The sequence below is a fragment of the Caballeronia sp. RCC_10 genome, assembly GCF_041360715.1.
In the GTDB taxonomy this organism is placed as follows: Bacteria; Pseudomonadota; Gammaproteobacteria; order Burkholderiales; family Burkholderiaceae; genus Caballeronia; species Caballeronia grimmiae.
On the sequence record NZ_JBFUPT010000013.1, the window covers coordinates 103,502 to 129,494 of the forward strand.

The 25,993-nt window shown below is 60.3% G+C and carries 23 protein-coding genes and 1 pseudogene; 14 read left to right on the forward strand and 10 right to left on the reverse strand.

The features are described 5' to 3' along the window. Positions 1–8: 8 nt before the first annotated feature. The 3 genes from ehuD to ehuB are packed head-to-tail and all read right to left on the reverse strand — an operon-like array spanning position 9 to position 2,262. Entirely contained in the window at positions 9–677 is a 669-nt protein-coding gene (gene ehuD / locus AB6804_RS21670; protein WP_370888208.1) for an ectoine/hydroxyectoine ABC transporter permease subunit EhuD, read from the reverse strand. Beyond that, a complete protein-coding gene (gene ehuC, locus AB6804_RS21675; RefSeq protein ID WP_370888209.1) occupies positions 674–1,357 on the reverse strand; it encodes an ectoine/hydroxyectoine ABC transporter permease subunit EhuC in 684 nt (227 codons plus the stop codon). Before ehuC ends, ehuD begins: the two co-directional genes overlap by 4 nt. Before the next feature lie 50 nt (positions 1,358–1,407). After that, entirely contained in the window at positions 1,408–2,262 is an 855-nt protein-coding gene (ehuB, locus tag AB6804_RS21680; protein WP_370888210.1) for an ectoine/hydroxyectoine ABC transporter substrate-binding protein EhuB, read from the reverse strand. 233 nt (positions 2,263–2,495) lie between these two features. On the opposite strand from ehuB, the gene AB6804_RS21685 reads away from it, so the two are divergent. The 12 genes from AB6804_RS21685 (at position 2,496) to AB6804_RS21740 (ending at position 16,779) form a co-directional block, all read left to right on the forward strand. Next, positions 2,496–3,893, forward strand: coding sequence for a PLP-dependent aminotransferase family protein (locus AB6804_RS21685; RefSeq protein ID WP_370888211.1), 1,398 nt, complete (start codon positions 2,496–2,498; stop codon positions 3,891–3,893). A 76-nt stretch (positions 3,894–3,969) separates the two neighbouring features. After that, a complete protein-coding gene (gene eutB / locus AB6804_RS21690) occupies positions 3,970–4,932 on the forward strand; it encodes a hydroxyectoine utilization dehydratase EutB (RefSeq protein WP_370888212.1) in 963 nt (320 codons plus the stop codon). A 5-nt stretch (positions 4,933–4,937) separates the two neighbouring features. Further along, positions 4,938–5,942 (forward strand): cyclodeaminase, encoded by a 1,005-nt coding sequence (locus AB6804_RS21695; protein ID WP_370888213.1) that lies wholly within the window; start codon positions 4,938–4,940, stop codon positions 5,940–5,942. Positions 5,943–5,953: 11 nt separating this feature from the next. Beyond that, entirely contained in the window at positions 5,954–7,171 is a 1,218-nt protein-coding gene (gene doeA / locus AB6804_RS21700; protein ID WP_370888214.1) for an ectoine hydrolase DoeA, read from the forward strand. A gap of 4 nt (positions 7,172–7,175) precedes the next feature. Further along, the gene (doeB, locus tag AB6804_RS21705) at positions 7,176–8,207 is read left to right on the forward strand and encodes a N(2)-acetyl-L-2,4-diaminobutanoate deacetylase DoeB (RefSeq protein WP_370888215.1); all 1,032 of its coding nucleotides are present in this window, start codon (positions 7,176–7,178) and stop codon (positions 8,205–8,207) included. Beyond that, a complete protein-coding gene (locus tag AB6804_RS21710) occupies positions 8,204–8,683 on the forward strand; it encodes an Lrp/AsnC family transcriptional regulator (RefSeq protein WP_370888216.1) in 480 nt (159 codons plus the stop codon). Before doeB ends, AB6804_RS21710 begins: the two co-directional genes overlap by 4 nt. Before the next feature lie 127 nt (positions 8,684–8,810). Further along, positions 8,811–10,289 (forward strand): NAD-dependent succinate-semialdehyde dehydrogenase, encoded by a 1,479-nt coding sequence (locus AB6804_RS21715; protein WP_370888217.1) that lies wholly within the window; start codon positions 8,811–8,813, stop codon positions 10,287–10,289. 45 nt (positions 10,290–10,334) lie between these two features. After that, complete coding sequence (locus AB6804_RS21720; RefSeq protein ID WP_370888218.1) at positions 10,335–11,753, forward strand: aspartate aminotransferase family protein; 1,419 nt, start codon at positions 10,335–10,337, stop codon at positions 11,751–11,753. 592 nt (positions 11,754–12,345) lie between these two features. Continuing rightward, the gene (locus AB6804_RS21725; protein ID WP_370888219.1) at positions 12,346–13,068 is read left to right on the forward strand and encodes a GntR family transcriptional regulator; all 723 of its coding nucleotides are present in this window, start codon (positions 12,346–12,348) and stop codon (positions 13,066–13,068) included. A 59-nt stretch (positions 13,069–13,127) separates the two neighbouring features. Further along, positions 13,128–14,423 carry an MFS transporter gene (locus AB6804_RS21730; RefSeq protein WP_370888220.1) on the forward strand — a complete coding sequence of 432 codons (1,296 nt, stop codon included), beginning with the start codon at positions 13,128–13,130 and terminating at the stop codon, positions 14,421–14,423. Between the two features lie 34 nt (positions 14,424–14,457). Continuing rightward, positions 14,458–15,312, forward strand: coding sequence for an amidohydrolase (locus tag AB6804_RS21735; RefSeq protein WP_370888221.1), 855 nt, complete (start codon positions 14,458–14,460; stop codon positions 15,310–15,312). Between the two features lie 81 nt (positions 15,313–15,393). Further along, positions 15,394–16,779, forward strand: a complete 1,386-nt coding sequence (locus AB6804_RS21740) for a gluconate:H+ symporter (protein ID WP_370888222.1) — start codon at positions 15,394–15,396, stop codon at positions 16,777–16,779. Positions 16,780–16,862: 83 nt separating this feature from the next. Here AB6804_RS21740 and AB6804_RS21745 read toward each other — a convergent pair whose 3' ends face one another. The 7 genes from AB6804_RS21745 to AB6804_RS21775 all read right to left on the reverse strand — a co-directional run bounded on the left by AB6804_RS21745 (position 16,863) and on the right by AB6804_RS21775 (position 25,120). Beyond that, entirely contained in the window at positions 16,863–17,501 is a 639-nt protein-coding gene (locus AB6804_RS21745) for a LysE family translocator (protein ID WP_370888223.1), read from the reverse strand. 328 nt (positions 17,502–17,829) lie between these two features. Further along, entirely contained in the window at positions 17,830–19,134 is a 1,305-nt protein-coding gene (locus AB6804_RS21750; protein ID WP_370888224.1) for an MFS transporter, read from the reverse strand. Between the two features lie 83 nt (positions 19,135–19,217). After that, complete coding sequence (locus tag AB6804_RS21755; protein ID WP_370888225.1) at positions 19,218–20,087, reverse strand: class II aldolase/adducin family protein; 870 nt, start codon at positions 20,085–20,087, stop codon at positions 19,218–19,220. A 112-nt stretch (positions 20,088–20,199) separates the two neighbouring features. Next, entirely contained in the window at positions 20,200–21,108 is a 909-nt protein-coding gene (locus AB6804_RS21760; RefSeq protein ID WP_035963160.1) for a LysR family transcriptional regulator, read from the reverse strand. Positions 21,109–21,489: 381 nt separating this feature from the next. Beyond that, on the reverse strand, positions 21,490–22,173 hold the full coding sequence (locus AB6804_RS21765) for a GntR family transcriptional regulator (RefSeq protein WP_370888226.1): 684 nt from the start codon (positions 22,171–22,173) through the stop codon (positions 21,490–21,492). A gap of 533 nt (positions 22,174–22,706) precedes the next feature. Then, positions 22,707–23,651: a dihydrodipicolinate synthase family protein gene (locus AB6804_RS21770; RefSeq protein WP_370888227.1), complete on the reverse strand. Its 945-nt coding sequence runs from the start codon at positions 23,649–23,651 to the stop codon at positions 22,707–22,709. A 362-nt stretch (positions 23,652–24,013) separates the two neighbouring features. Beyond that, the gene (locus AB6804_RS21775; protein WP_370888228.1) at positions 24,014–25,120 is read right to left on the reverse strand and encodes a mandelate racemase/muconate lactonizing enzyme family protein; all 1,107 of its coding nucleotides are present in this window, start codon (positions 25,118–25,120) and stop codon (positions 24,014–24,016) included. A gap of 469 nt (positions 25,121–25,589) precedes the next feature. Here AB6804_RS21775 and AB6804_RS21780 point away from each other — a divergent pair, with 469 nt between their 5' ends. Both AB6804_RS21780 and AB6804_RS21785 read left to right on the forward strand, forming a co-directional pair. After that, positions 25,590–25,781: a hypothetical protein gene (locus tag AB6804_RS21780; RefSeq protein WP_370888229.1), complete on the forward strand. Its 192-nt coding sequence runs from the start codon at positions 25,590–25,592 to the stop codon at positions 25,779–25,781. Then, positions 25,769–25,975 (forward strand): annotated as a pseudogene (locus AB6804_RS21785) (2-hydroxy-6-oxo-6-phenylhexa-2,4-dienoate hydrolase); the annotation flags it as partial. The gene AB6804_RS21780 and the pseudogene AB6804_RS21785, both read left to right, overlap by 13 nt. Positions 25,976–25,993 lie beyond the last annotated feature (18 nt).

Consider the following 25,993-nt stretch of genomic DNA (forward strand, 5'->3'; position numbering starts at 1 on the left):
GTCCTGCATCATGGCAAGCGCACGCGTCGTTCGAGGTGACGCACGCCCGAGGCGAAGGTCACGCTGATGATGAGAAAGAAGATGCCGGTCATGGTGATCGGCTCCAGATACCGGAAGGTCTCCGAACCAATATTCTTGGCTTGCTGCATCAACTCGACGACCGTAATCGCGGACAGCACAGGCGTGTCCTTGAACATCGCGACGAGATAATTGCCAAGCGCGGGAATCACAGGACGTATCGCCTGCGGGAGAATGACGCCGCTATACGTGCGCCACGGCGAGAGCGACAGCGCACACGACGCTTCCCACTGCCCACGCGCCACGCCATTAAGCCCTGCGCGATACACCTCCGACACATAACACGCGTAGTGAACCGCAATGCCGATGGTTCCCGCTGTCAGAGCGGACATCGTCAGCCCATAAAGTGGGGCGACATAGAACAGCACATACACCTGAATCAGCAACGGCGTGCTGCGTATGAACTCGATGAAAAAGGCCGTGATCTTCGCAACAGGCGCGATGTCGCTGCGCCGAAGAATGGCGAGCACGAGCCCGAGAATCAGCGCAATCGCGAAGCCGATCAGCGTAATGCCGATGGTGTAGGTCGCCGCGCGTGCGAGTTGGGGGAGGATGTGCAGCGCATACTTCACATCGAACAATTGGCTCAGTGTGGTCATGATGCAGCCCTCGGAACGGCGCGACGCACGGCGACATGGCTGCTGACGCGCTGCTCGAAATAGCGCATCACGGTCGCGATGATCTGCGCCAGGACGAAGTAGATGAGCAACGTGAGCGCAAAGATTTCGGCGGTCTTGAAGGTCGCTTCGTCGAGCTGGCGCGCGCGGAAGGTGAGGTCCGACAGCGTGATGAGCGACACCAGTGACGTCCCTTTCAGCAGTTCGATCATCAGGTTCGTCGCGGGCGGCAATGCATAGATCATCGCCTGAGGCAGCACGATCCGGCGCAGCCTTGCAGACGCCGGCATGTTCAGCGCGAGCGCCGCTTCATACTGACCGCCCGGCACCGAACGCAACGCCCCGCGCAGAATCTCCGAACCATACGCGCCGTAATGCAGGCCAAGACCGACGATCGCGACCGTGAACGGTGTCATTTGCAGATTGAACGGCGGCAAGGGCAGCACGAAAAAAAGCCAGAACAACTGCACCAGGAGCGATGTGCCGCGAAAAATCTCGACGTACGCGTTGCCAGCCCATCTCAGGATTCGATACGGCGCCGTGCGCAACACGGTCGCAACGCACGCCATGATGATCGCCAGCAGAATGCTAAAGATCGCGATCTGGATCGTGACGAGCGTGCCCTTCATCATCAAGGGTAGAAGCTCATTGAGGTCACTCATGACGGGTCCTCGTTAATGGGTGCATGCAGCGCGCGCCTCGACGGAAGGCTTTATCCGCCGCAGAGTTCAGGCGCTTTCTTGGCAGTCACGTTGGACTTGTCGAAGCCGAACGGACCGACCGTCTTCAGGTGGTCGTCGGTGCCGAGCCACGCATGCAGTTCCTTGTTGACGGCATCGCGCAAGTCGGTGTCTTCGGGGCGAAAGGCCAGAGCGCCATAGCCCGTATGTTTGGGATCGTCATTGAACTGGCCGATGGATTCCACCTGGGGTCCGCCCTTCGAGGCGAGACCCTTCATCGTCAGCGCGGTGCCGACGGCGGCATCCGCACGGCGTGCGCGCACGGCCTGCAATTGCGCGGTCGTGTCGGGTACCTGAAGAATCTGATCGTCCTTGATGCCCGCTTCGCGCGCGTAGCCTAGCTCCGCCGTTCCCGCCATTACCGCGAGCTTGGTGTCCGGCTGTTTGGCGACATCGGCATAGCTGTGAAGGTTCTTCGGATTGCCCTTCATGGTCAGCAGTGTGTCGGGGATCTGGTACTGCGGATCGGCAAAGGCAACCTGCTTGCAGCGTTCCGGGGTGATGTACATGCCGGCCGCGATGACATCGAAACGGCCCGCCTTGAGGCCCGGAATCAAGGCGCCCCATTCTGTCAGCACCGCATCCACTTTCTTGACACCGAGCTTCGCAAAGACCTTCTTGGCGATTTCAGGCGATTCGCCCGTCACGGTGCCGTCGGCCGTCGTATAAGCAAAGGGCGTTTCGTTTGCATAGCCGATGCGCACCTCGCCCGTGCGCTGAATGCGCTGCAGCGTCGTCTCGGCGCTTGCGCTTGCAGCATAGCCCGTGAAACTCGCCGTCGCGACGCAAGCCGCTACCAGCATTCCAGACAGTCGCTTCGTCTTCATATCGTTCCCGTTCGTATGGTTTGTCTTTGCTCAAAGAATCAGGCCGCATGACGCCGCGACACCGGAAAAACCCTTATGACTGAAGCCGTTGAGCAGCCGTTCAACGCAGCCACGATGCAGAATACAAAGCCATATTTGTGTTGCGATTGCTCTAGGACAATTATTTTCGAACGCGCTTTTGCGCCACTATTGGGCATGGGCGGAGTGAACACGAGCATCAGGAGAGCGACAAGGTGAATGAACGATGGCGCGACGCGGTGCGCACGGGGCAGGGTGTGCAATCGAAATACAAGCGGCTCGTCAAGGCGATGGCTGCGGACATCGAGAGCGGCGCCCTCGCATCGGGCGCGCGTCTGCCGCCGCAGCGCGACGTGGCGGCGGACCTGCAAATCAGCGTGCAGACGGTCACCAACGCCTATAAAGAACTGGAGAGGCAGGGCCTGATCCGGTGCGAAGTCGGACGCGGCAGCTTCGTCACGGCACGCGTGACGGAGACGATGTCCAATTACATGCTCGATACGGCGGAGCGCTCTGTCGTGGATTTCTCGATCGCGCGCATCGTTCATACGCCGGAGCACGATGCGATGTGGCGCAAGGTCTGCGCGACCTTGTCGACCATCGAGGATCAACCCTGGATTCGCGCGTTCAGACCCATCGCCGGCTTCGAGAACCACCGTCAGGCGGGCGTCGAATGGCTCGCGACGCTCAACATGCCCGCAAGCGCCGACACCTTGCTCGTGACCAACGGCGTCGCGCACGGCATTTTCCTGGCGCTGGCATCGACTGTCGGTCCGGGCGATACGGTGTTATGCGAAAGCCTCACCGATCACGGCGTGATTGGCTCGGCCAACGTGCTTGGGTTCACGCTCAAGGGTCTGGAAATCGACGAATACGGCATACGTCCCGAACATTTCGAGGAAGTCTGCGACAGCGAGCGCGTCAGCGCGCTCGTTTGCACGCCGACGCTGAACAACCCTACCGTCGCCTTGATGCCCGACTCGCGCCGCCGCGCCATCGCGCGAATCGCCGAGCGATATGGCGTATATGTCATCGAGGACGATGTGTACGGCGCGTTGCCCGCGAAAACGCAAACGCCGATTTCCAGCCTTATTCCCGACCTCGCGTTCTATTGCACGAGCATGACCAAGTCGGTGCTGAGTGGCCTGCGCACGGGTTTCATGACGGTGCCGCGCCGCCTTGCCTTGCGCGCGGAAAGCGTGCTGCGCGTGAGTTGCTGGATGGCGACATCGCCGATCGCGGAAGTCACCGCGCGCTGGATCATGGACGGCACGGCGCAACGTCTCGTGCAAATCCAGCGCGAACGTCTCGCGGCGCGGCAGGCCGTCGTGCGCGAGTTGCTCGGCGAATACGTGCTCGGCAGTCATCCGAATGCGTTGTCCGCATGGCTGCGGGTGCCGGAAGAATGGGAAGCAGAGCGCATGACACGTGAGCTGCGCAACCGGAACATCGCGGTCACATCGCCCGATCCCTTTCTCGTGCGCGGCGCTGAGCGGCCCAATGCAGTGCGTCTGTGTGTCGGCGCGGAAGTCGGCGAGCGCACGTTCCGCAGAGCCGTCGAAACGATGCGCGAGGTGTTCGGACAATATCCGCACGTGCACGACTTCAATTGAACTAGGACATTCAAAATCGATTTTTTAGGACATTAGACTGAGTTGCATCGATCAACGAATAGCAACTCAGTCCCACATGTCCAGACTCTCGCTCGCCGATGTCTATCGCGCTCGCCAGCGCATTGCGGGCCGCGCGCTCGTCACGCCGCTCCTGCAATCGGCGGCGCTCAGCAAGGTGGCGGGCGTTGCGGTCTGTCTCAAGCTCGAGACCGTTCAACCGACCGGCAGCTTCAAATTGCGAGGCGCGACCAATGCGTTGGCGCAACTGGCCGATGAAGGCTGCAAGCGTGTCGTGACGGCATCGACCGGCAATCACGGCCGTGCAGTCGCTTATGCGGCGCGCGCCCTCGGTATCGAAGCGGCCGTGTGCATGTCCTCGCTCGTGCCGAGGAACAAGGTCGATGCCGTCGCCGCGCTGGGTGCGCGCGTTGTCATTGTGGGCAAGAGTCAGGACGATGCGCAGGTGGAGGCGCAACGTCTCGTACGCGAAGAAGGCTATGCACTTGTGCCGCCGTTCGATGACCCGCGGGTGATAGCGGGCCAGGCCACCATCGGCATTGAAATCCTCGAAGCGCTGCCCGATGTCGCGACCATCGTCGTGCCTTTGTCGGGCGGCGGCTTGTTCAGCGGCGTTGCATTCGCAGCGAAGAGCATCGCGCGCGCCACCGAAATGGTCGGCGTATCGATGGAACGCGGCGCGGCCATGCATGCGAGTCTGGAAGCTGGTAGAGCCGTCCATGTCGATGAACTCGAAACCCTTGCCGATTCGCTTGGCGGCGGCATCGGCCTCGATAACCGGCATACCTTCGACATGACGCGCGAACTGATCAACCGCGTCGTGTTGCTCGACGAGGTATCGATTGCGCGCGGCATCACCCATGCGTATCGCGAGGAGCGGCTCGTCGTGGAAGGGGCCGCGGCGGTCGGCATGGCCGCGGTGCTCGACGGCGCGGCTCGTTCGCAAGGACCGATCGTAATCGTCGTCAGCGGCTGCAACATCGATATCGACACCCATCGCCGTTTGATTGGAGCCGCGTAAATTTTATGCCCGCCATTGATCGATCCACTGTGCTGCTGTCGCAAGCGCAACTACGCGAACTGGTGCCGCTCGATCACGACGCGGTTGAGCAAGTCGAGGCCGGGTTCCGCTCGCTGGCAACCGAAGCCGTTGCCATGCCACCGGTCCTGCGTCTCGACATTCCCGAGCACGCGGGCGAAGTCGACGTAAAAACCGCTTATTTGCCGCGCTTTTCGAGTTTCGCCATCAAGGTGAGTCCGGGTTTTTTTCATAATCCTTCGCTGGGCCTTCCGAGTCTGAACGGTTTGATGCTCGTGCTGTCCGCGCATACGGGACTGACCGAAGCGGTGTTGCTCGACAACGGTTATCTCACGGCGGTACGCACCGCGGCGGCGGGCGCAGTGGCCGCACGATGGCTCGCACGTCGCGATGCGAAGCGGGTCGCGATCATCGGCGCGGGCGAGCAGGCGCGCTTGCAACTCGATGCCTTGCGCCTCGTGCGAGACATCGAGCACGTGACGGTATGGGCCCGCGAACGCGAACGTGCGCTGCAATACGCACGCGAATGCGCGGGGCTGCCTTGCGAAGTGGCGGACAGCGTAGGCGATGCGCTCCGGTACGCCGATATCGCCATTACGACCACGCCGAGCCGTGAGCCTTTGATTCATGCACGTGATCTGCGTCCCGGTTTGCACATCACGGCGATGGGCTCGGATGCCGAGCACAAGAACGAGATCGCGCCTGACGTCTTCACAAAAGCGCTCTATGTTTGCGATCGCCTTCGGCAAACGCGCGTGCTTGGCGAACTGTATCACGCCATCGAGGCCGGCTTCGTCGAAGCGGATGCGTCGTTTGCGGAGCTTGGACAGGTCATTGCTAAGCAAGCGCCGGGTCGCACGAGCGACGAACAAGTCACGTTGTGCGATCTCACCGGCACAGGGGCGCAGGACACCGCCATCGCGACACTTGCGCTGCAGCGTGCGCGTGCAGCACGGGCAGGAACCATTTTCCACAACGACGTGACGCTCTGAGAGAGAGGACGATGTCCGAGATCAAGCAACAACGGGAAGGCGAGGCGCCGATGGTGCGGCGGCCGTTCGAGCGCGGCGAATACGATGCGCGCATCGCGAAGACGCGGCGCGCGATGGAGAAGGCGGGCATCGATCTGCTGATCGTGACCGATCCGACCAACATGGCGTGGCTCACCGGTTACGACGGCTGGTCTTTCTACGTGCATCAGTGCGTGCTGCTCGCGATGGACGGCGAGCCGCTTTGGTACGGACGCGGCCAGGATGCGAACGGTGCGAAGCGCACGGTGTTCATGGGGCATGACAACATCGTCGGGTATCCTGATCATTACGTGCAGTCGCCGGTGCGTCATCCGATGGATTACCTGTCGAGCGAAGTCATCGCCGCGCGTGGCTGGAACACGCTGCGCATCGGCGTGGAAATGGACAACTATTACTTCAGCGCGAAGGCGTATGCGTCGCTTGTGCAGCATCTTCCCGAAGCGAGCTTCGTCGATGCAACGGCGCTCGTGAACTGGCAGCGAGCAGTGAAGTCGCCGCGCGAAATCGAATACATGCGCATTGCGGCGCGCATTGTCGAAAAGATGCATGCGCGCATTTTCGACAAAGTCGAGCCGGGCATGAGAAAGAGCGATCTCGTCGCGCACATCTATGAAGCAGGCATCACCGGTATCGAAGGATACGGCGGTGACTATCCGGCTATCGTGCCCTTGCTGCCGACCGGTTCCGATGCAGCAGCGCCGCATCTCACCTGGGACGACTCCAGATTCACGGCGAATGCGGGCACTTTCTTCGAAATCGCGGGATGCTTCAAGCGCTATCACTGTCCTCAGTCGCGAACGGTCTATCTCGGCAAGCCGCCGCAGCATTTCATCAATGGGGAAAGAGCCGTCGTCGAAGGCATCGAAGCGGGCCTCGCAGCGGCGAAACCCGGCAATAGAACGGAAGATATTGCCAATGCGTTTTTCGCGGTACTCCGTAAGTCGGGGATCGAAAAAGACAGTCGCTGCGGTTATCCGATCGGCGCGAGTTATCCGCCGGATTGGGGCGAGCGCACGATGAGCCTGCGTCCAGGGGACAAGACCGTCCTCGAACCCGGTATGACGTTTCACTTCATGCCGGGCCTCTGGCTCGACGACTGGGGTCTCGAAATCACGGAAAGCATCCTGATCACGGACACGGGCGTGGAGACCTTCTGCAATACGCCTCGCAAACTGTTCGTGAAGGAGTAGCACGATGCGCGCGTCACCCATCAGCCCGACCGTCGACTTCGATGCGAACGGCGTTCAGCACGGCTTTCTGAAATTGCCGTATTCGCGCGACGATTCCGCGTGGGGCGCGGTGATGATTCCGGTCACCGTGATCAAGCGAGGCGAGGGACCGACCGCGCTGCTCACGGGCGGCAATCATGGCGACGAGTATGAAGGGCCTATCGCGCTGGCCAAGCTGGCATCGACGTTGAAGGAAGAGAAGGTGGGCGGCAGGGTCATCATCGTGCCGTTCATGAACTATCCCGCGTTTCGTGCAGGCACGCGCACATCGCCAATCGACGCAGGCAATCTGAATCGCAGCTTTCCCGGCAAGCCCGATGGCACCGTGACGCAAAAAATTGCCGATTACTTTCAACGTCACCTGCTGCCGCTCGCAGATTATGTGCTCGACATTCACGCGGGCGGCCGCACGCTGGACTTTCTGCCGTTTGCCGCGGTTCACGTATTGAACGACGCGTCACAGCAGGCGCGTTGCGAAGCCGCGATGCGCGCATTCGGTGCGCCTTATTCGATGCGCATGCTGGAACTCGACAGCATCGGTCTCTATGACAGCGCTGCTGAAGATGCGGGCAAAGTCTTTGTCTCAACCGAACTGGGCGGCGGCGGTTCATCGACGGCGTGCAGCATTGCCATTGCAGAACGCGGCGTGTACGGGTTCCTCGCCCATGCGGGCATCGTCGGCAAGCAAGCGGCTCGCAGTGGCGACACGCGCACGAGCACGCTGCTCGATATGCCCGATGGTTCGTGCTTTACGACAAGCGAACACCCGGGCCTGCTTGAGATGTGCCGCGATCTGGGCGACATGGTGCAAGCGGGCGACGTGCTGGCGCGTATTCATGACATCACGCGCTCGGGCGCGGCGCCCGTCGAATACAGAGCGAAGCGCGCCGGACTGCTTGCGGCGCGTCACTTCCCAGGTCTCGTGCAAATGGGCGATACGGTCGCGGTCGTCGCCGATATCGTCGAGCGCAATATTCCGGTCTCCGTGGCGCAATGAAGCTCGACCGATACGATCTCGCGATCCTGCGCATCCTCGCGCGCGATGGCCGCATTACGAAGTCGCGTCTTGCCGAAGAGGTCAACCTCTCCGTCTCGCCCGCGTGGGAGCGCGTGAAAAAGCTCGAAGAGAGCGGCCTCGTCGAAGGCTATCGGGCGGAGATCGACTGGACGACTGCGTTCAAGGGTAGCCGCGTCGTCGTCGAAGTGACGCTGTCGCGTCATACCGCGCAAGACATGCGCCGCTTCGAAGAACGGGTCAACGCGGCGTCCGAAATCGTGCAGTGCTATGCGACGGGAGGCGGCGTCGATTACGTGCTGCATGTCGTGACCCGGGACATCGATCACTATCAGCGTTTCATCGATTCCTTGCTGGTGGAGGAACTTGGCATCGAACGTTACTTCACTTATATCGTGACGAAGGTGGTGAAGAAAGTCGCCGAGGGTCCGCCGTATTGGGCTGAGGAAGCGCTCTAAAGATCGGCAAGCCAATCGCGATAAAACAGAAAAAACCTCAAGAGAACAGGCACGAAACGAAAAACAATCAATGCGTCTCAAGCCTAAAGTGGATGCCTCGAACGCATCTTCCAGACGGAGGCCACACATGTTGCTCGGACATCCCGTACTCTTCAAATCACACTGCTATATCGACGGCCGTTGGGTTCATAGCGACAGCGCCGCATCCATCGCGGTCACGAATCCGGCGGATCAGAAAGTGATCGGTCATGTCCCGATGCTCGATCAGCCGCAGATCGTCAGTGCCGTCGATGCCGCCGATCGCGCATTTCAATCCTGGCGCTGGGTGCCGCAACACAAGCGCAGCGCACTGCTATTGCGCTGGCATGAACTCATCATGCGGCATCAGGCGGATCTCGCCGACATTCTGTCACTGGAACAAGGGAAGCCGCTTGCCGAATCGAAAGGCGAAATCGCCTATGCAGCAAGCTTCGTCGAATGGTTCGCGAACGAAGCGAAGCGCCTTTCGGGCCGCACCATGCCGACGCATATCGATGGCGCGCATCTCGGCACCGTCATGGAGCCGGTCGGCGTGGCCGCGCTCATCACGCCCTGGAACTTCCCCGTCGCGATGATCACGCGCAAAGCCGCTGCGGCGATTGCGGCGGGCTGCACAGTCGTCGTCAAGCCCGCGCACGAGACGCCGTTCTCCGCTATCGCGCTGGCGCAACTTGCGGAAGAAGCAGGATTACCGGCGGGCGTGTTCAACGTCGTCATCGGCGAGCCTCAAATGGCGATGGAAACGCTCGTTAGCGACACGCGCGTGCGTGCCGTCAGCTTCACCGGTTCCACGCGCGTGGGCTGCCTCGTTGCGCGGACTGCGGCGCACGCGGGCATCAAGAAACTCGCGCTCGAGCTGGGCGGCAATGCGCCGTTCATCGTGACGGAAGACGCTTATTTGGAACAGGCCGTACGCATTGCGGTTGGCGCGAAGTTTCAAACGTCGGGACAGGATTGCTGCGCGGCCAATCGCATTCTCGTTGCACGTCCGGTCTATGAGCGCTTCGTTGAACGCTATGGCGAAGCGGTGAACGCGTTGATGGTCGGCAGCGCATTCGAAGCCAATGTCGAGGTGGGGCCGCTCATGCATCAGGCCGCTTTCGATGCGACCGTTGCACGTATCGACGATGCGAGAACGCGCGGCGCGCGCATCGTTGCTGGCGGAAGGCCGCACGAGCGCGGCGGATGGTTCTATGAACCGACCGTCGTCGCCGACGCGGAGCCAGGCATGCGTATCTACGACGAAGAAAATTTCGCGCCGATTTCGGCGGTTTCCGCGTTCGACACGCTCGATGAAGTCGTGACCCGCGCGAACGACACCGAGCATGGCCTCGCTGCGTACGTCTGCGCGACGCGCATCGACACGATCTTCCAGTTGGTGCGCCGGCTCGACTTCGCAATGATCTCGGTCAACGGCGTCAAGTTCACCGGCGCGCCGATTCCCTTCGGCGGCATGAAAGCGTCAGGACTTGGACGCGAGGGCGGCGCAGAAGGCTTCGAGCCGTTCGTTGAAACCAAATACTTCTGCCTCGGCAACCTGGGACTGCCGCTCACCAGCGCAGCCTGAAGAGACCTTTATGAAAGACTCATATCGAGATTCAAGGAGAAGCACATGAGCCAACAACACCAATCGCTCGAACAACTGTTTGCGGACGACCGCGCGCATTTCATGCACCCGTCGACGCACGCGCACGATCACGCAAGCGGCGCGCTGCAAGGCAAGATCGTTACCGGCGCGAAGGGAATTCGCATTGAAGACCATGAGGGAAAGAGTTACATCGATGCATTCGCGGGCCTGTATTGCGTAAACATCGGTTATGGCCGTACCGAGGTGGCCGAAGCCATCTATGAACAGGCGAAGAAGCTCGCTTATTACCACACGTACGTGGGCCATTCGACGGATGCGATCATCGAACTGTCGGCGCGCATCATCGACTGGTCGCCGGAAGGCATGAAGAAGGTGTACTACGGCATGTCGGGGTCGGACGCCAACGAAACGCAGATCAAGATCGTCTGGTATTACAACAACGTGCTCGGCCGTCCCAACAAGAAGAAGATCATTTCGCGCGAGCGCGGCTATCATGGCTCGGGCATCGTGACGGGTAGTTTGACGGGCCTGCCGAGCTTTCACCAAAACTTCGATTTGCCGGTCGATCGCGTGAAGCACACCGTTTGTCCGCATTGGTATCGCAAAGCGCCGGCCGGCATGAGCGAGGCGCAATTCACGGCGCATTGCGTCGACGAGCTAGAAAAGCTGATCGCGAAGGAAGGAGCCGATACGATCGCTGCGTTCATCGCAGAACCGGTGATGGGCACGGGCGGCATCATCACGCCGCCGCAAGGCTACTGGGAGGCGATTCAACAAGTGCTGCGCAAGCACGACATTCTGTTGATCTCCGATGAAGTCGTGTGCGGCTTTGGCCGTCTCGGCTCGAAGATGGGCGCACAGCACTTCGGCATCAAGCCGGACCTCATCACGGTGGCGAAAGGGCTGACGAGTGCATATGCGCCGCTGTCAGGTGTGATCGTCGGCGAGAAAGTGTGGGACGTGATCGACAAGGGCTCGCAAGAGTTCGGTCCGATGGGTCATGGCTGGACGTATTCGGGCCATCCCATATGCGCGGCAGCGGCGCTTGCGAACCTCGATATCCTCGAGCGCGAGAATCTCGCTCAGAATGCCGCGGATGTCGGCGCTTATCTCCAGCAGCAATTGCATGCAGCGTTCGATTCGCATCCGCTCGTCGGCGAAGTGCGTGGCGCGGGAATGCTGGCGGCGCTTGAATTCATGGCGGACAAGCAAGGCCGCAAGCCGTTCGATGCAGCGTTGAAGGTCGGTCCGAAGGTATCCGCCGCGGCGCTCGAGCGCGGTGTGATCGCGCGCGCGATGCCGCACGGCGATATCCTTGGCTTCGCGCCGCCGCTGGTCACGACGCGCTCTGAGGTCGATGAGATCGTGGGCGTCGTGAAAGAGGCCGTGGATGTGGTGGCTGACGAAGTCATTGGCTCTGCTTTGACAACGCCTGCGCTTTGAGAAGATGCGAATTCGCTGATGTTAGACGAGTAGTGTTGAACGGCCGGGCGGACGTTGCCGCCGCCCTGGCTAAGCTCTTGCCCCGGCTCGTGCGCTGCGGTGAACGTGGGGCGGCCTTCGTTCGCAATGGCGGCGCATCGCAGAAACAGAGCCTTTAGTCAGTGCACATAGCGCCTCGCTGCCAAGCACCGACTCTTGCTAAGAACAAGAGCAAGCCCTCGGTCTCTGCTAGCAGTGATTGATTCGCCGGGAACGCAATCAATCATGTGCGCAAGGACCAGCGCGGACTGAACCGGCAGTCTATTCCTAGCCGAGCGTTCGCGAGCTCTGTCATTAAGCGATGCGCCGACTCCTCATCACCGCGCGCGCTACGCAGGTGCAAACGGATAGGCCACGCATACCGCGCGTCATCGCGCCAAGCACGAAACCGCGCCAGTTCAATCACTCCAGTAGTTGGCTATCCGGACGCCACGTCCATCCTTGCCCGCCTCTCCCGTCACGCCCTTCAGACAAACCCCTCAGCAGGGTTATCCCCGATCCGTCTCCTCGCGCAAACATGCAATCATATATATGAATTGCTCGGAGACGACAGATGCAGACGGATAGCCGATTACCCCGTTATCAACGCTTGCGCGATGAAATGGTGGCTCTCATCGCTGCCCGCAAATGGCGTCCGGGGGAGGCGATTCCAACCGAACAAGCGCTTGCGCAAAGCTACGGCCTTGCGGTGGGAACCGTCAGAAAGGCCGTCGATCTGCTCGTCGCGGAGGGTTTGCTCGAGCGCTTTCAAGGCAGAGGGACGTTCGTGCGCCGCGCGAACTTCGATGGCTCCCTGTTTCGCTTCTTCCGCTTCCAGACCCGGGAAGGCGAACGCCGCATTCCGGAGAGCCGCATCTTGCGTCGCGAGGTCGTCGATGCACCGTCGGCGGTTGCCGCGACGTTGCAGATAGCGAGCACTGCGCGCGTAATCCGGATGTCGCGTCTGCGGCTGATCGACGGCGAGCCGATGCTCGCCGAAGAAATCTGGTTGCCGTACAAGCGCTTTGCGGCGTTCGCGCAGATGGACCTGAGCGAAGTCGGCGATCTCCTGTACCCCGTGTACGAGGCGCAATGCAACCAGATCGTGGCGTCCGCGACGGAAACTCTGACCGTGGAAGCCCTCGGCGCACTGCACGCGAGGCTTCTGCGGATCGAACCCGGTACGCCGGCCGTCGTCATCGAGCGTCTCGCGTATGGCTACGATCGACAGCCGCTCGAATGGCGCCGCTCACGCGGTCCCGCCAGCGCTTTCATCTACCAGGCTGAGATCCGCTAGCAATCGCGCGCGATCGGAAACACGTTGTTCTCGACGAAGAACGGCGACGAGGAGACGGCATGTTCAAGTGGTTCAGTGAAATTTCAGGCAACGAACGCAGGACGTTCTGGGCGTGTTTCGGCGGATGGGCGCTCGATTCGCTGGACGTGCAGATGTTCAGCCTCGTGATTCCGGCGATCATCGCCGAGTGGTCGATCAGCCGCACGCAGGCGGGACTCGTCAGCGGCGTCACGCTGGTCGCATCTGCGCTGGGCGGATGGATCGCGGGCATGCTGTCGGACCGGTTCGGACGCGTCAGGACGCTGCAATGGACGGTGGCGTTCTTCTCCGTGTTCACGTTCCTGTGCGCGTTCGCGCAAAACTATCCGCAGTTTCTCGTGCTGAAAACGCTACAGGGCTTCGGCTTCGGCGGAGAATGGGCGGCAGGGGCGGTGCTGATGGCTGAGACCATCCGGAACGAGCATCGCGGCAAGGCGATGGGCAGCGTGCAGAGCGCATGGGCCGTCGGCTGGGGCGCAGCGGTGCTGCTCTATGCGCTCATGTTCTCGTTGCTGCCCGCACACACCGCATGGCGTGTGATGTTCGCGATCGGCATCGTTCCCGCGCTCCTGATCCTGTACGTTCGACGTGGCGTGCAGGAGCCGGCCGCGCCGGCGCAATCGGCGCACGACGCACGCGTGCATGGCGACGAGCGCACACGCGATGTGATCTTCGGCATCTTCTCGCCAGCCATGCTGCGCATGACGTTGATCGGTGCGCTCCTCGGCGTCGGCGCGCATGGCGGTTACTACGCGCTGATGACCTGGCTGCCGACGTTTCTGAAGACCGAGCGCCATCTCTCCGTGCTCAGCACCGGCGGCTATCTTGCCGTCGTGATCGTCGCGTTCTTTTGCGGGTGCATCCTCAGTGCTCAACTGCTGGACCGCATCGGACGTCGAAAAACCATTCTCAGCTTCGCGATCTGCTGCGTCATCACCGTCGTCGCCTATTTGTTTCTTCCGCTCGGCGATACCGCGATGCTCTTCTTCGGCTTTCCGCTGGGATTCTTTGCAGCCGGCATTCCCGCGAGCATGGGTGCGCTGTTCAACGAACTGTATCCGCGCGGGATGCGTGGCACCGGCGTCGGGTTTTGCTACAACTTTGGCCGCGTCGTGTCGGCCGGATTTCCAGTGCTAGTGGGTCATATGTCGACGAACATGTCTCTTGGAACGGCGATCGGCATTGATGCTGGTCTGGCTTACGCGATCGTCGTGGTGTCCGTGCTGATGCTGCCGGAGACGCGAGGCCGCGTGCTGGGTGACGCTGCTCCCGATAGCGAGGACGCAAGCCTTCTCACTCACGCGCAAAGGCATTGACGGAGCGCGTAGACCCATTGATGGAGAAATATTCATGCTCATTGAGTCGGGGGCAGACGTGAGCCGTCAGGCCGGCACCGCATCGATCGATACGCATGCCCATGTTTTCAGGCGCGGCCTTCCGCTCGCTCAGCATCGCCGTTATGCGCCGGATTACGACGCGCCGCTGAACGTTTATCTAGCGCAACTCGATGCGCACGAGATAGCGCGCGGCGTGCTGGTGCAGCCGAGTTTTCTCGGCACGGATTGCGGCTATCTGCTCGATGCGCTGCGTCGCGCGCCTGATAGGTTGCGCGGCGTTGCGGTGATCCCGCGCGATTGCGAACTTGATACGCTGACTGAAATGCGCGAAGCGGGCATCGCGGGAATCCGGCTGAACCTGATCGGCCATGCGGATGAGCCGCTCGAACACTGGTTGAGCGCGCAAACGCTGGCTCATGTTCGAACACTCGGATGGCATGTCGAAGTTCATGCGGAAGCCGCGCGGCTGGATGGCATCATCGAGCCGCTTTTGGATGCGGAAGTCGATGTCGTCATCGATCATTTCGGCAGGCCCGATCCCCGACTCGGTGCAAGCGATCCAGGTTTTCGCCGTCTTCTTGAGCGGTCTCAAACGCAGCGTGTCTGGGTAAAGATATCGGGTGCGTATCGGATCGGGTCGGACACTAGCCAGGTCAGCGATGAGACGCGCAAAGCGTTCGGTATGCTAAAGGACGCCTTCGGCGTACATCGCATGATGTGGGGTAGTGACTGGCCACATACGCAGTTCGAGGCATCCGAACAATTCACTCGATCGCTGGAATTGTTGCGCACGCTGATTCCGGACGAGGAAGAGCGCAACGTCGTCCTCGCGAGCACACCAGCGAGCATCTACATGTTCGACGACTAAGCGCCAACTCACCGACAGCATTGCAGTAGCGTGGTCCATCGAGCTGCGCGCAATCCAGGCAACCCAACCCGAACTCACTCCATGACTAGTCTAGATATCGATCTGTTACTGACCGCGCTCATCAGCGTGTTGGTGCTCGTCGCGCTCATCGTGTCGCGCATCAAGATGCACCCGCTTCTCGCCTTGCTCGTGGTATCCATCGGCGTAGGCTTCGCAACCGGCATGGAGCCCGGAAACATCGTCAAGCACCTAGTCAACGGCGCGGGAAAAACATTGGGAGCGGTGGGAGTCGTCATCGCTTTGGGCGCGATGCTCGGCAAGATTCTGGCTGATGCGGGCATCACGGAGCAGATCGCCGAGGCTATTCTCAGACGCTCCTCCGACCGGATGATTCCTTGGGCCATGACGCTCGTCGCCTTTGTCGTGGGCATCCCGATGTTCTTCGAAGTGGGCCTGGTGGTCATGCTGCCTCTGATTTTCAGCGTAGCGCGCAAGCTGGAAGGCCACGCTCGCTTCAAAGGCTCGGCCTATGTTTATCTCGGGGTTCCTGTTATCTCGGCGCTCGCCGCCATGCATGGCATGGTGCCGCCTCATCCGGGTCCTTTAACCGCGATTGCTACGCTTAAGACTTCGGTCGGCCCGACGATGCTGTATGGTTTTCTGGCGGCCATTCCAGCGATGATCTTGGGCGGTCCGCTCTATGGCGCATTCATTTCGCCGCGGATGAACACCAGACCCGATCAAGCTCTGCTGGACCAGTTCACCGTTGGCCAAGCCATCGACAAGGAGCAGCGCGCCGGCGTTGGTCTGGGCGTGCTGGCGGCTCTGCTTCCGGCCATTCTCATGCTGATTCACGCTGGCGCCGAAATGGTGCTGGCGAAGGGTAGCCCGGCACTCCGGTTGGCCAGCTTTCTCGGCAATCCACTGATTGCAATGCTGCTGGGCGTGCTGTTCGCGATCATGGCCCTGGTCGTCGTCCGAGGCGGTGACACTGAAAAGCTGCGCAGTTCACTGGGCAATAGCCTGAAACCCATTGCGTCGATCATCATGATCATCGCAGGAGGCGGGGCCTTCCAGGAGATGCTCACCAGTGCCAAGGTCGGCGATGCCATCGTCCATCTAACGCATTACTTCGCATTTTCCCCGTTGATCCTGGGCTGGTTGATCGCGATGCTGTTGTCGGTCTCGACGGGGTCCGCCACGGTAGGAATCGTAGGTGCGGCTGGTTTGCTCGCGCCGCTGGCGGGCGCCGATCCCGCCTTGAATCTGCCGTTGCTGGCATTGTCGATTGGCTGTGGTTCCCTTTTCTTCAACTACGCGAATCACGCTGGCTTCTGGATGGTTAAAGAATCTTTCGGGATGACCATGGGCGAAGCGACGAAAACCATTTCGGTGGTTCAGTCGATCGTCGCCGTCGTCGGTTTGATTATGGTGCTCATTTTCAACGCTGTGATACCCGTCCACTGACGCAGGCGGGCGCTGAACTACGTCGCTACAAAGTTGCTGCATGTGAGCCGGGGCGGCGAGGACTTCGCGCATGCACCGCGCGTTCAAACACGCGATGCCAGCAACCGAATGCCGGCTGCGCCGAACACGAGCGCGAGGCATGCATCGAGATAACGTTGAATGCGCGCATAGATGCGGCGCGCTGGCGCCATTGAGAACAGCGCCGCATAGCCGCCGAACACGCTCACCCCAATGCACAGGCAACCCGCGACGACGGTCAACATGTGCGAGGGTCCCTGACCTGCGGATGAGCCGAGCGCGGCGACTGACATCCATACGAGAATCGCTTTTGGATTGGTTAGATGCAGCAGCGCGCCGCGTGCATAAAGCCGTCGCGCGTCTGGTTCTGCGGCATTGGCCGACGCTGCGCGCACCGGCGGACGCCACGCCGAGCGGCCCGACTTGAACGCGAGCCACAAAAGATAGACGCCACCGCAAATTTTCACTGCGACGAGAATGCCCGAGTACGCCGTCAACGCGGCGGAAAGGCCAAGCGCGGCAAGCATCGCCCAGAAGAAGGAGCCAGACATCACGCCGGCCGCGAAGGCTAACGCCGCGCGCCTTCCCGAAGTGCTCGCGATAGACATGATCGCCAGATTGCTCGGACCAGGGCTCGCCGTCCCGACGAAGTAAGCCGACCAGGCGAGCAGAACGTTGGCGTTGAAGAAGGCGTGTGCTGTCACGGTGGTTTGTCTCAGTTCGATGGCTGTGCTCGAGTATCAAGGAGCAACTCGCTCGCGAACAGGCACGGTTCATCACAATACGCACAGGCCAGTTTGTATTCGGCTGCGTTCGCTAGTCGTTCTGTTGAGCGTTCTTACCGCCACAGTGCAGGGCGGCATCGCATGCCGGTATATGAACAGATATCTTCTCTGGCGAAATGCGGCAATGTGACGGAAATTTTGGCGGAAGGCATTCAGCACCATGCAACCTTCGCCTGAAAAGACGCGATGCCCCCGGGTGTGAGTCCGGGGGCATTTCAGCGAAATAAGGAAGCGCTTGACGTCGGCGTTAGCGATTCGCAACCTTTTTCGGCATCGTCAGAACGACGGCCGCTGCAACGATCAACGAGCCGGCCACACAGTACAGGCCCACATCGGTGCTGTGCGTCATGTCCTTGATCCAGCCGACCAGATAAGGACTGACGAAGCCTGCGAGATTGCCGACGGAATTGATCAGTGCGATGCCCGCCGCTGCCGCCACGCCGCCGAGGAACGCGGGAGGAATCGCCCAGAACTGACACAGCGCGCCGAGAATGCCGATGGTCGCGACGGTGAGCGACGCCACCGCCAACGCGACGTTGTGCGGCACCAGCGTACTTGCCACGAGACCCACCGCGCCGACGATCGCCGGCAGCGCGACGTGCCAGCGCCGTTCCTTGCTGCGGTCCGAGCTGCGTCCCAGCAGCACCATCGCGACGGCGGCCGCGCCGTAGGGAATCATCGTGAGGAGACCGACGTTGAGCGCATCCGATACGCCGGATGCCTTGATGAGCGTCGGCAGCCAGAAGCCGATGCCGTACAGCCCCATGATGATGCCGAAGTAGCACAGGCACAGCACCCACACGCGGCGATTGGTGAACGCGCCGCTCGCGCTATGTACCTCGATATGCTCCGACTCGTTTGCAAGCCCTTTCTCGAGCAGCGTCTTCTCATCGGCACTGAGCCACTTCGCGGAGCTGATCTTGTCGTCGAGATACATCAGCACGACGAAGCCGCCGATGATCGAAGGCAACGCCTCCAGCAGAAAGAGCCACCGCCATCCCGCCATCCCGCCGACGCCGCCGAAGTTGTTCAGAATCCATCCCGACAGCGGACCGCCGATGACGCCCGCAATGGGGATTCCGGTCATGAACAACGCCGTGATCTTCGCGCGCCGCGACGACGGATACCAATAAGTAAGGTAAAGAATGATGCCCGGAAAGAAGCCGGCTTCCGCAACGCCGAGAAAGAAGCGCAACGCATAGAACGCGGCCGGCGTTTTCACGAAGATCATCATGCCGGACAGCACGCCCCAGCTCAGCATGATGCGCGCGATCCACTTGCGTGCGCCGAAGCGATGCAATGCGATGTTGCTCGGCACTTCGAAGATGAAATAGCCGATGAAGAAGATGCCCGCGCCCAGGCCGTAGACGGTCTCGCTGAACTTCAGATCGGCCAGCATTTGCAGCTTCGCAAACCCGACGTTCACGCGATCGAGATAAGCAAAGACATAGCATAAAAACAGAAAGGGGATGAGCCGCCAGGTCACCTTGGCATACGTTCGATCCTCGGCATCGGTATGCGCGACGACATCGCCGTAAGTGGTTTTCAACATGATTGTCTCCGTGAATCGTCACCGGCGTGCTACATGGTCACGCCGGCTTGTGTCCTGATGGTTCTCGGCCTACGCGCCGCCGCTCAGTGGAACATGTCGGGGTTCGTCTGCACGAGCTGCTCGTAGATCGGCTGAAAATGCAGCCAGCCGATGTATTCGCTGCCGACGTTCTCGCGGCTGTAGCGCGAGCTGTGCTCCGGCACCATGACGGGCTTGATGCCGGTCGATTCGACGAGCAACTGCTGCTGGCAGCATCGCTCTAATGCGATGAACCAGAACGCCGCCGCTTCGATGCTGTGACGGCTCGCGGTCAGGAGACCGTGATTCTGGTGAATGGCGGCCTTGACGTTCTTGAAGTAATCGGCAACGGACAGGCCTGCCTTCTCTTCGACCGCGACTGCGCCGGCTTCGTCCTTGATGACGACGTGGTCCTCGAAGAACGCGGCGGCGTCCTGCGTGATCGGGTCGAGCGGGCGGCCGAGCGCCGCGAACGCAGTGCCGTAGACGGTATGCGCGTGGCACATCGCGACGATATCCGGATTCGCATCATGCACCGCGGCGTGCAGCACGAAGCCCGCGCGATTCAACGCATACTCGCCTTCCACCACCTTGCCCGCGTGATTCGCGAGAATCAGATTGGAAATCTTGACCTGCGAGAAATGCACGGCCATCGGGTTGGTCCAGTACAACTCGGGAAACTCGGGGTCGCGCACCGTCAGATGGCCGGCGAAACCATAGTCGAAGTTATGCATCGCAAAGGCGCGGCACGCCGCGACCAGACGCTCCTTGCGATGCTGACGCTCTTCCGCGAACGAATTGAAATCGGGCAGTTCGGGGAATTTCAGTCCCGCCTGTTTCGGCCGATAGATCGAATTATTAGACGGATGGGAAATAGTGCGGCGCAGTTCGGTTTGTTTCGCGCCGGTCTGCTGTTCTTCGACGGTAACGGTCATGGTTGTTTCCGGATCGGGGCTGTTGGCATGCCCGCTAAGATAAGGAAACCGGCCTCGACCATCTACGGGCGCCGGACAATAAGATTTATCACGATGCCATATAAATGCGGAATTACACCGCCTGCCAGGGTGGCGTCCTGAAGGCCTCGACGAAATAATCGATGAAGGCGCGGATGCGCGGCACCACCTGCCGCTCGGGTAGATAGACGATGTGAATCGCGGTATCGTCCTTCGCCTCGTATTCGCTCAAAAGCCGCACGAGTTCGCCCCGGCGGATGGCCGGCAACGCGAGATGCTCGGCAAGCCGCATGATGCCCACGCCTGCCACGCACAATTGAAATAGCGTGGTGCCGTCCGTGCTGCGGAAACCGCCGCGCACCGCCACGCGTTCGAGCTTGCCGTTGATGATGAACGGCCACTGATTGAGATGCTCGCGTGGCGATTCCCACGTCAGACATGCGTGCTTGGTGAGGCCCTGAGGCGTGACGGGCTGGCCGTGCGCGGCGAGATAGGCGGGCGAGGCGACCACGATGCGCTGCAGGTCGCACAATTTCCGGCTGCGCAGCGATGAATCCTGCAAGCGGCCCATGCGCACGGCGATATCGAAATTGTCTTCAATCAGATTGACGTTGGAATCCGACAACGAGAAGTGCACGCACACCTTCGGATAAGCCGCGAGAAAGCCGGGCAACTGAGGCACCAGTTGATCCATGCCGAAAGCGTGCGGCGCGCTCACTCGCAAATTGCCCGTAGGTTCGCTCGATCGAACTTGCGCTTCCGCTTCTTCCAGGCTCTCGAGAATCTCGCTGCACGACCGAAGGAATCGTTCGCCCTCATTCGTGAGACGCATCGTACGTGTCGAACGATGAAGCAACTGCACGCCGAGCCGTCGTTCCAGATTGCTAATGCTTTGACTCACGAAAGGCTGGCTGACGTTGAGGACGTTCGCGGCCGCGGTGAAACCGCCCGTTTCCACGACGGTTTTGAATACTCGCATCTCCAGAAGTCTTTCATCCTTCATGAGGGCTGGTCCATGGCGGTGTGGGTTTTTTGTCGTGGATGTTGAACGTGGTTCTGGTGTGGGCGACTCGGGACGGACATGCAGCCAGACGCTACCGTGACGGACGGTAACACGAGTGTTTGCCTGATCGCTCGTATCGATTTCGGCAATGCGGTGATTGTTTCCGCATTGAAGGCTGGCGGCCAAGATCGGACGTGCGATTAGCGCCGTGGTGTCATAGTCGTCGAGCTAGCTATCGTGCGTCAATAAAAGACGTGGATGCACCACATCAACACTCAAAACTGTGATGTGAGTTCCGACAAGATCATCCAGAAGCGGCGAGAGCAGCTAAGGGCCGCTCGGCTGCGAACAGAAGAAGCGTGAGCGTCGTGCAGCAGGTGCTCAAAGGCGGCGTCGTGACAGGATGAATTGCTCTAGCTCGCTGCAGGCGTGGTCGATGTGCCGCTTCAACAGCGCAGCGGCGCCTCGGACGTCGCCGGTCTTGCACAGACGAACCAGCTCGCTGTGTTCTTCTTCCGCACGGCGGCAGCTTTCCGCGCTGAGCGAAAGTTGCAAGCGGGTGTAGCGGTCAGTCTGCTGGAGAAGGCTGGTCACGATGGCCAGGGTGCGAGGCTGTTCCGCTCGGGACATCAGCAAGTCGTGCAGCCGCGTATTGAGTTCACCCCATCGCGAAAGGTGTTGCGCATGCAATTCTTGTTTGTATTCGGCCAGAATAGCATCGAGTTCAGCGAAGTCGGCTTGGGTGAGCTTGGGCGCTGACTTCTTCAGAAGGAGGGGTTCGAGCAGTCCGCGGAGCATGAAGAGTTCGCTGATCTCAGCGACAGAAAGCTCAGAGACGACGGCGCCCTTATGAGGAACGATGCGGACCAGCCCTTCGCCTTCCAGTTGGACGAGTGCTTCCCGGACCGGAATCCGGCTGACGCCGAATTCTGCGGCAAGCGCGTCCTGTCGAAGTTGATAGCCCTCCGGCAACTCACCCGAGATAATCTTTCGGCGAAGCGCGTCGGCTGCCTGTTCTGCGACGGTAATGGCTTGAAGCCGGGAGCTGGGCACTGAGATACTCATGGCAAGAAACTTCCGGCGTCGGATGGACGTGTGATCGTATAAAGTATATCACTGAGGCCTACTATATCGAGTGAGTTTGCTCAAACGGTATCGTCACGGATTCGGCTCGGCTTGCAGATCATTTGCCATGAGGGCGTAGTCTCAATTTAGAGCAGCAGCGTTCATCGCGGGGGCGGGACAAAAGAGGGCTGTTTCGCCGGTGCGAGACTGATCGAGGATCTGAGCCACGATGAACATCAGCGTTCGACCGAACGGATGCTCTGGCAAGAGGTCATTCATTTGTCAGGCGTGCCGGATTGCACTCTTGCCAGCAGACGCAGCCGATGGGCGGACCACACCGAAATCGAGTTCGCGGCTGGTTAGACCGCACATAACCAGTGCGCCTCGCTGCTGACACCATTGCGAGAATGTGAGTTCGGCTCGCTTGCGGCGGACACCGCGCCACGCTTCGACATCGCGAATTCGGTGGCGACACAATACTGAGTGGCCGACCCTAAGGCTGCCCACTTGGGCAGCTCGCAAGCGGCCATCACTTAAGCCTGGTTTTCTTTCAACCAGGCCGCGTACCATGTGCGAAACAGCTTGTACTGTTCTTCCGCGTAACGGCGCTGCGAGTCGCTCAACACATCGGTCTCGTTGAAATGCAGCGTGTACTCCTTGTCGCCGTTGAGCACCATCAGATATTTGTAGTAAAGGACGAGGTCGGTGCCTTCGTCGAACGACGAAAGGACGTTGAGAGCCGATTCCAGTTCCTTTGCCTGCCGACGAGCGGTCACGTTGCCCTTGCGAGCCTTATTGCACAGCGCCACGAGATGCAAGACTTCCTTCGGCAACGCATTGCCGATGCCGGTGATCGCGCCCGTCGCACCGCAATTGACAAAGCCGTGGAACACATGGGTGTCCACGCCCGCCATCAGCGTGACGTTTTCGTCCTGCGACGTGATGTGCTCAGCCGCATAGCGCATATCTGCAGCGCCGCCGAATTCCTTGAATCCAACGAGGTTCGGGTACTGGCGACGCAGTTCGAAGAACAGGTCAGCACGGGTCGCAAAGCCGTAATACGGGCTGTTGTAGATAACAGCGGGCAGCTTGGGAGCGGCTTCGAGAATCGCCGCGAAGTGAGCTTTTTGGGCGGCAGGCGAGGAGCCGCGCGACAGCACACGCGGGATCACCATCAAGCCCTGTGCGCCTACCTTGGCAGCATGCGCGGCATGTGACACGGCTTCCTTCGAATTGACCGCACCCGTGCCGACGATGGTCGGGATGCCAGCCGCAACCAGGCGAGCCACACCTTCCTGACGCTGAGCTTCGGACAGCAGAGGCCAGTCTCCCATCGAGCCGCAGTAGACCACCGCGCTCATGCCCGCTTCGACCAGTTCCTTACCTTTGCGCACGAGTGCGTCGAAGTCAGGGGTGCGGTCGGTCGTGCATGGCGTCATGAGGGCCGGGATGGTACCGGTGAAGATGTTGTCGCTCATTACGATTCCTTCAAGAAGTTTGCCGGATAGTCGGAAATGCCTTCACGCTGGCCGCAGAGGCGCTTGAGGACGGCACAGCCCTGCTAATCGACCGCCTTGGCGAAATACTAGCCGTAATGAATATTTTATACAATCCTCATCGATTGAGCATTTTCTCCGGATTAGTCAGACGTTTAAAGTGCCACCCTCAACTTGCTTCGCCGCCGGCCGCGCTCCGCCACTTCGTGAACGCGGGTGTCTTGGACATGGAATGGCTTTGTCCGGCCGTTTATTAATTTCGCTCGACTTTGAGTCCGGACGACCTGAAAGATGCTCGAAGGAGGTAGCAAGTAATCCGCCGCGTCCTCCTTGGTGACGATTACTTAGCTAAACGAATAAATAGGCTGACCCAGCGCCTTCGCATCGATCTCGATGCCAAGACCATGCGCCGACGGTGCCGAGCCGAAGCCGTCCTTGCTGCGCGGTTGGTAACCAGCGACGTGCTCGTTGGTCCAGTCGTTCATGAACGATACGCTCAGCAGTGCGCGCTCCTTCGTGGAAGCAGCCAGATGCGCCGAGGCAGCAGACACCACGTCGCCGCCCCACGTATCTTCGATGGTCATCTGAAGTCCAAGCTCTTGTCCCAGGTCGCGCATCAATTTCGCCTTCGTGAGACCACCGACTTTCGAGACCTTGAGGTTGAACGCTCCAGCGCCGCCTTCGCGCACTGCCCGTATGAGCGTGGCCGGGTCGTTCACGACTTCGTCGTAGACCATCGGAAGCGTCGTGTGCTTGCGCACCTCGATGCATTCCTCCATCGTTGGACAAGGCTGCTCGAAGTAGAAGCGCGGAAGATTCTCCATCGCCCGTGCGGCGATGATTGCGTCGTTGACGCGCCAGCCGCAGTTTGCGTCACCGATGATCAGATCTTCAGGGCCGGTCGCATCGATGATGTGCTTCGCGCGGATGCCATCGAGCGTCGGATCCCCTCCGATCTTGAGCTGGAACCGGTGAATGCCTTCTTCGCGTCGCGCGAGCACGTAGTCCACCATCTCTTCGGGCGAGCCGAGCGGCACGGCGAAATACAGAGGGAAGCGCTCCTGCCGCACGCCGCCGAGCATGTCAGCGACGCTCGCACCCCAGGCCTTTCCGGTCAGATCCCAGCAAGCCACGTCAATGGGGCTCTTGGCGTATGAATGGCCCATGAGTACGGCGTCCATGGTGTCGTAAACCTTCGAGATATTCGTCGGATCGAGGCCAATGAGCGCGGGGGCGAGCAGTTCGAGCGCGGCTCTCGCGCCCGACGCGTGTTGCGGCAAGTATGCCGAGCCGAGCGGGCAGACTTCTCCCCATCCTTCGTGACCGGAGTCACTGATCACACGGACCATTGTCGAGGGAAGGGAAGTGATGTCTCGACCGCCGGACATCGTGTACGTTCCGTGGATGTACGTCAGGTCGAAGTTGAACACATCAATCTTTGCGATTTTCATTTGTCTTGCCTGGTTGCGGTTGAATGCATCAGCCTACCGATGCAAGGAACGATGCGGTCTCCGCTCGCTGCGGATTGCCGATGACTTGGTCCGGCGAGCCGATTTTATCGATTAGCTCGTTTTTGAACAACGCGACCCGGTCGGAGACATCGCGAGGGAAGCGGATTTCACGAGTGATGCAAATCATCGTCATTCATGCCCTCAGGAGCGTGCGGCGCGTGTCGAGCAACTCGCGGAAGAGCATGGGTCGAAGTGCGGACGTCACCTCGTCAGGCAGAATGTACTCCGTAGACATGGTAAGGGCGTAGTCAATTGCCATGAGGCGTTGCTGGCCGCCCGAACGCTTCGACGGAAAAACGTCGAGCTTGGGTCCCAGGCCTACGTGACGTACCGCTAGGACGCGAGTCCCGACTTTGCTCTTGCCCTGCACCTTTCGCGGCGAAAGCATGACGCTCTCGACGACCGTGAGATGAGAGAGCGCTTTCCATTACTGGAAGTCGATGCCGATATTTTCCCTGAGCACCGACTCGAAGAAGTTGGCCCACACGATCTGTATGAGCAGGGGAGGGAGCGCGGCACCACTAGAATTGCCACGATGATTGCATTGAAGCTCGCCGGTACGATCCTTCGCAGCAAGCCGAGAAAGACGGGCATCGGCTGAATGAAATCAAGGCGCTTGCGCTCGCCATTTAGGGACGCGACGACCGCTTCATGCCGATCGATGTCGGCTTGCGTATCGTCTGGGGCATGGCGAATGCCGACTTGCTCGTTTGGGGCCGCTGCGGGCATTGGGCGCAGTGGGAGCATGCCCAGCGATTCAATCGGACTGTGGTGTCGTTTCTGACGTTGCGGTGAATCAATATGATTCGGAAA

Coding starts and splice junctions, on each gene's coding strand:
- ehuB (WP_370888210.1), bottom strand. CDS start 2,262: ATGAAGACGAAGCGACTGTCTGGAATGCTGGTAGCGGCTTGCGTCGCG.
- eutB (WP_370888212.1), top strand. CDS start 3,970: ATGTCCAGACTCTCGCTCGCCGATGTCTATCGCGCTCGCCAGCGCATT.
- ehuD (WP_370888208.1), bottom strand. CDS start 677: ATGACCACACTGAGCCAATTGTTCGATGTGAAGTATGCGCTGCACATC.
- AB6804_RS21735 (WP_370888221.1), top strand. CDS start 14,458: ATGCTCATTGAGTCGGGGGCAGACGTGAGCCGTCAGGCCGGCACCGCA.
- AB6804_RS21730 (WP_370888220.1), top strand. CDS start 13,128: ATGTTCAAGTGGTTCAGTGAAATTTCAGGCAACGAACGCAGGACGTTC.
- AB6804_RS21760 (WP_035963160.1), bottom strand. CDS start 21,108: ATGAAGGATGAAAGACTTCTGGAGATGCGAGTATTCAAAACCGTCGTG.
- AB6804_RS21725 (WP_370888219.1), top strand. CDS start 12,346: ATGCAGACGGATAGCCGATTACCCCGTTATCAACGCTTGCGCGATGAA.
- doeB (WP_370888215.1), top strand. CDS start 7,176: ATGCGCGCGTCACCCATCAGCCCGACCGTCGACTTCGATGCGAACGGC.
- AB6804_RS21765 (WP_370888226.1), bottom strand. CDS start 22,173: ATGAGTATCTCAGTGCCCAGCTCCCGGCTTCAAGCCATTACCGTCGCA.
- AB6804_RS21755 (WP_370888225.1), bottom strand. CDS start 20,087: ATGACCGTTACCGTCGAAGAACAGCAGACCGGCGCGAAACAAACCGAA.
- doeA (WP_370888214.1), top strand. CDS start 5,954: ATGTCCGAGATCAAGCAACAACGGGAAGGCGAGGCGCCGATGGTGCGG.
- AB6804_RS21770 (WP_370888227.1), bottom strand. CDS start 23,651: ATGAGCGACAACATCTTCACCGGTACCATCCCGGCCCTCATGACGCCA.
- ehuC (WP_370888209.1), bottom strand. CDS start 1,357: ATGAGTGACCTCAATGAGCTTCTACCCTTGATGATGAAGGGCACGCTC.
- AB6804_RS21740 (WP_370888222.1), top strand. CDS start 15,394: ATGACTAGTCTAGATATCGATCTGTTACTGACCGCGCTCATCAGCGTG.
- AB6804_RS21710 (WP_370888216.1), top strand. CDS start 8,204: ATGAAGCTCGACCGATACGATCTCGCGATCCTGCGCATCCTCGCGCGC.
- AB6804_RS21750 (WP_370888224.1), bottom strand. CDS start 19,134: ATGTTGAAAACCACTTACGGCGATGTCGTCGCGCATACCGATGCCGAG.
- AB6804_RS21775 (WP_370888228.1), bottom strand. CDS start 25,120: ATGAAAATCGCAAAGATTGATGTGTTCAACTTCGACCTGACGTACATC.
- AB6804_RS21715 (WP_370888217.1), top strand. CDS start 8,811: ATGTTGCTCGGACATCCCGTACTCTTCAAATCACACTGCTATATCGAC.
- AB6804_RS21720 (WP_370888218.1), top strand. CDS start 10,335: ATGAGCCAACAACACCAATCGCTCGAACAACTGTTTGCGGACGACCGC.
- AB6804_RS21780 (WP_370888229.1), top strand. CDS start 25,590: ATGAGAGAGCGCTTTCCATTACTGGAAGTCGATGCCGATATTTTCCCT.
- AB6804_RS21695 (WP_370888213.1), top strand. CDS start 4,938: ATGCCCGCCATTGATCGATCCACTGTGCTGCTGTCGCAAGCGCAACTA.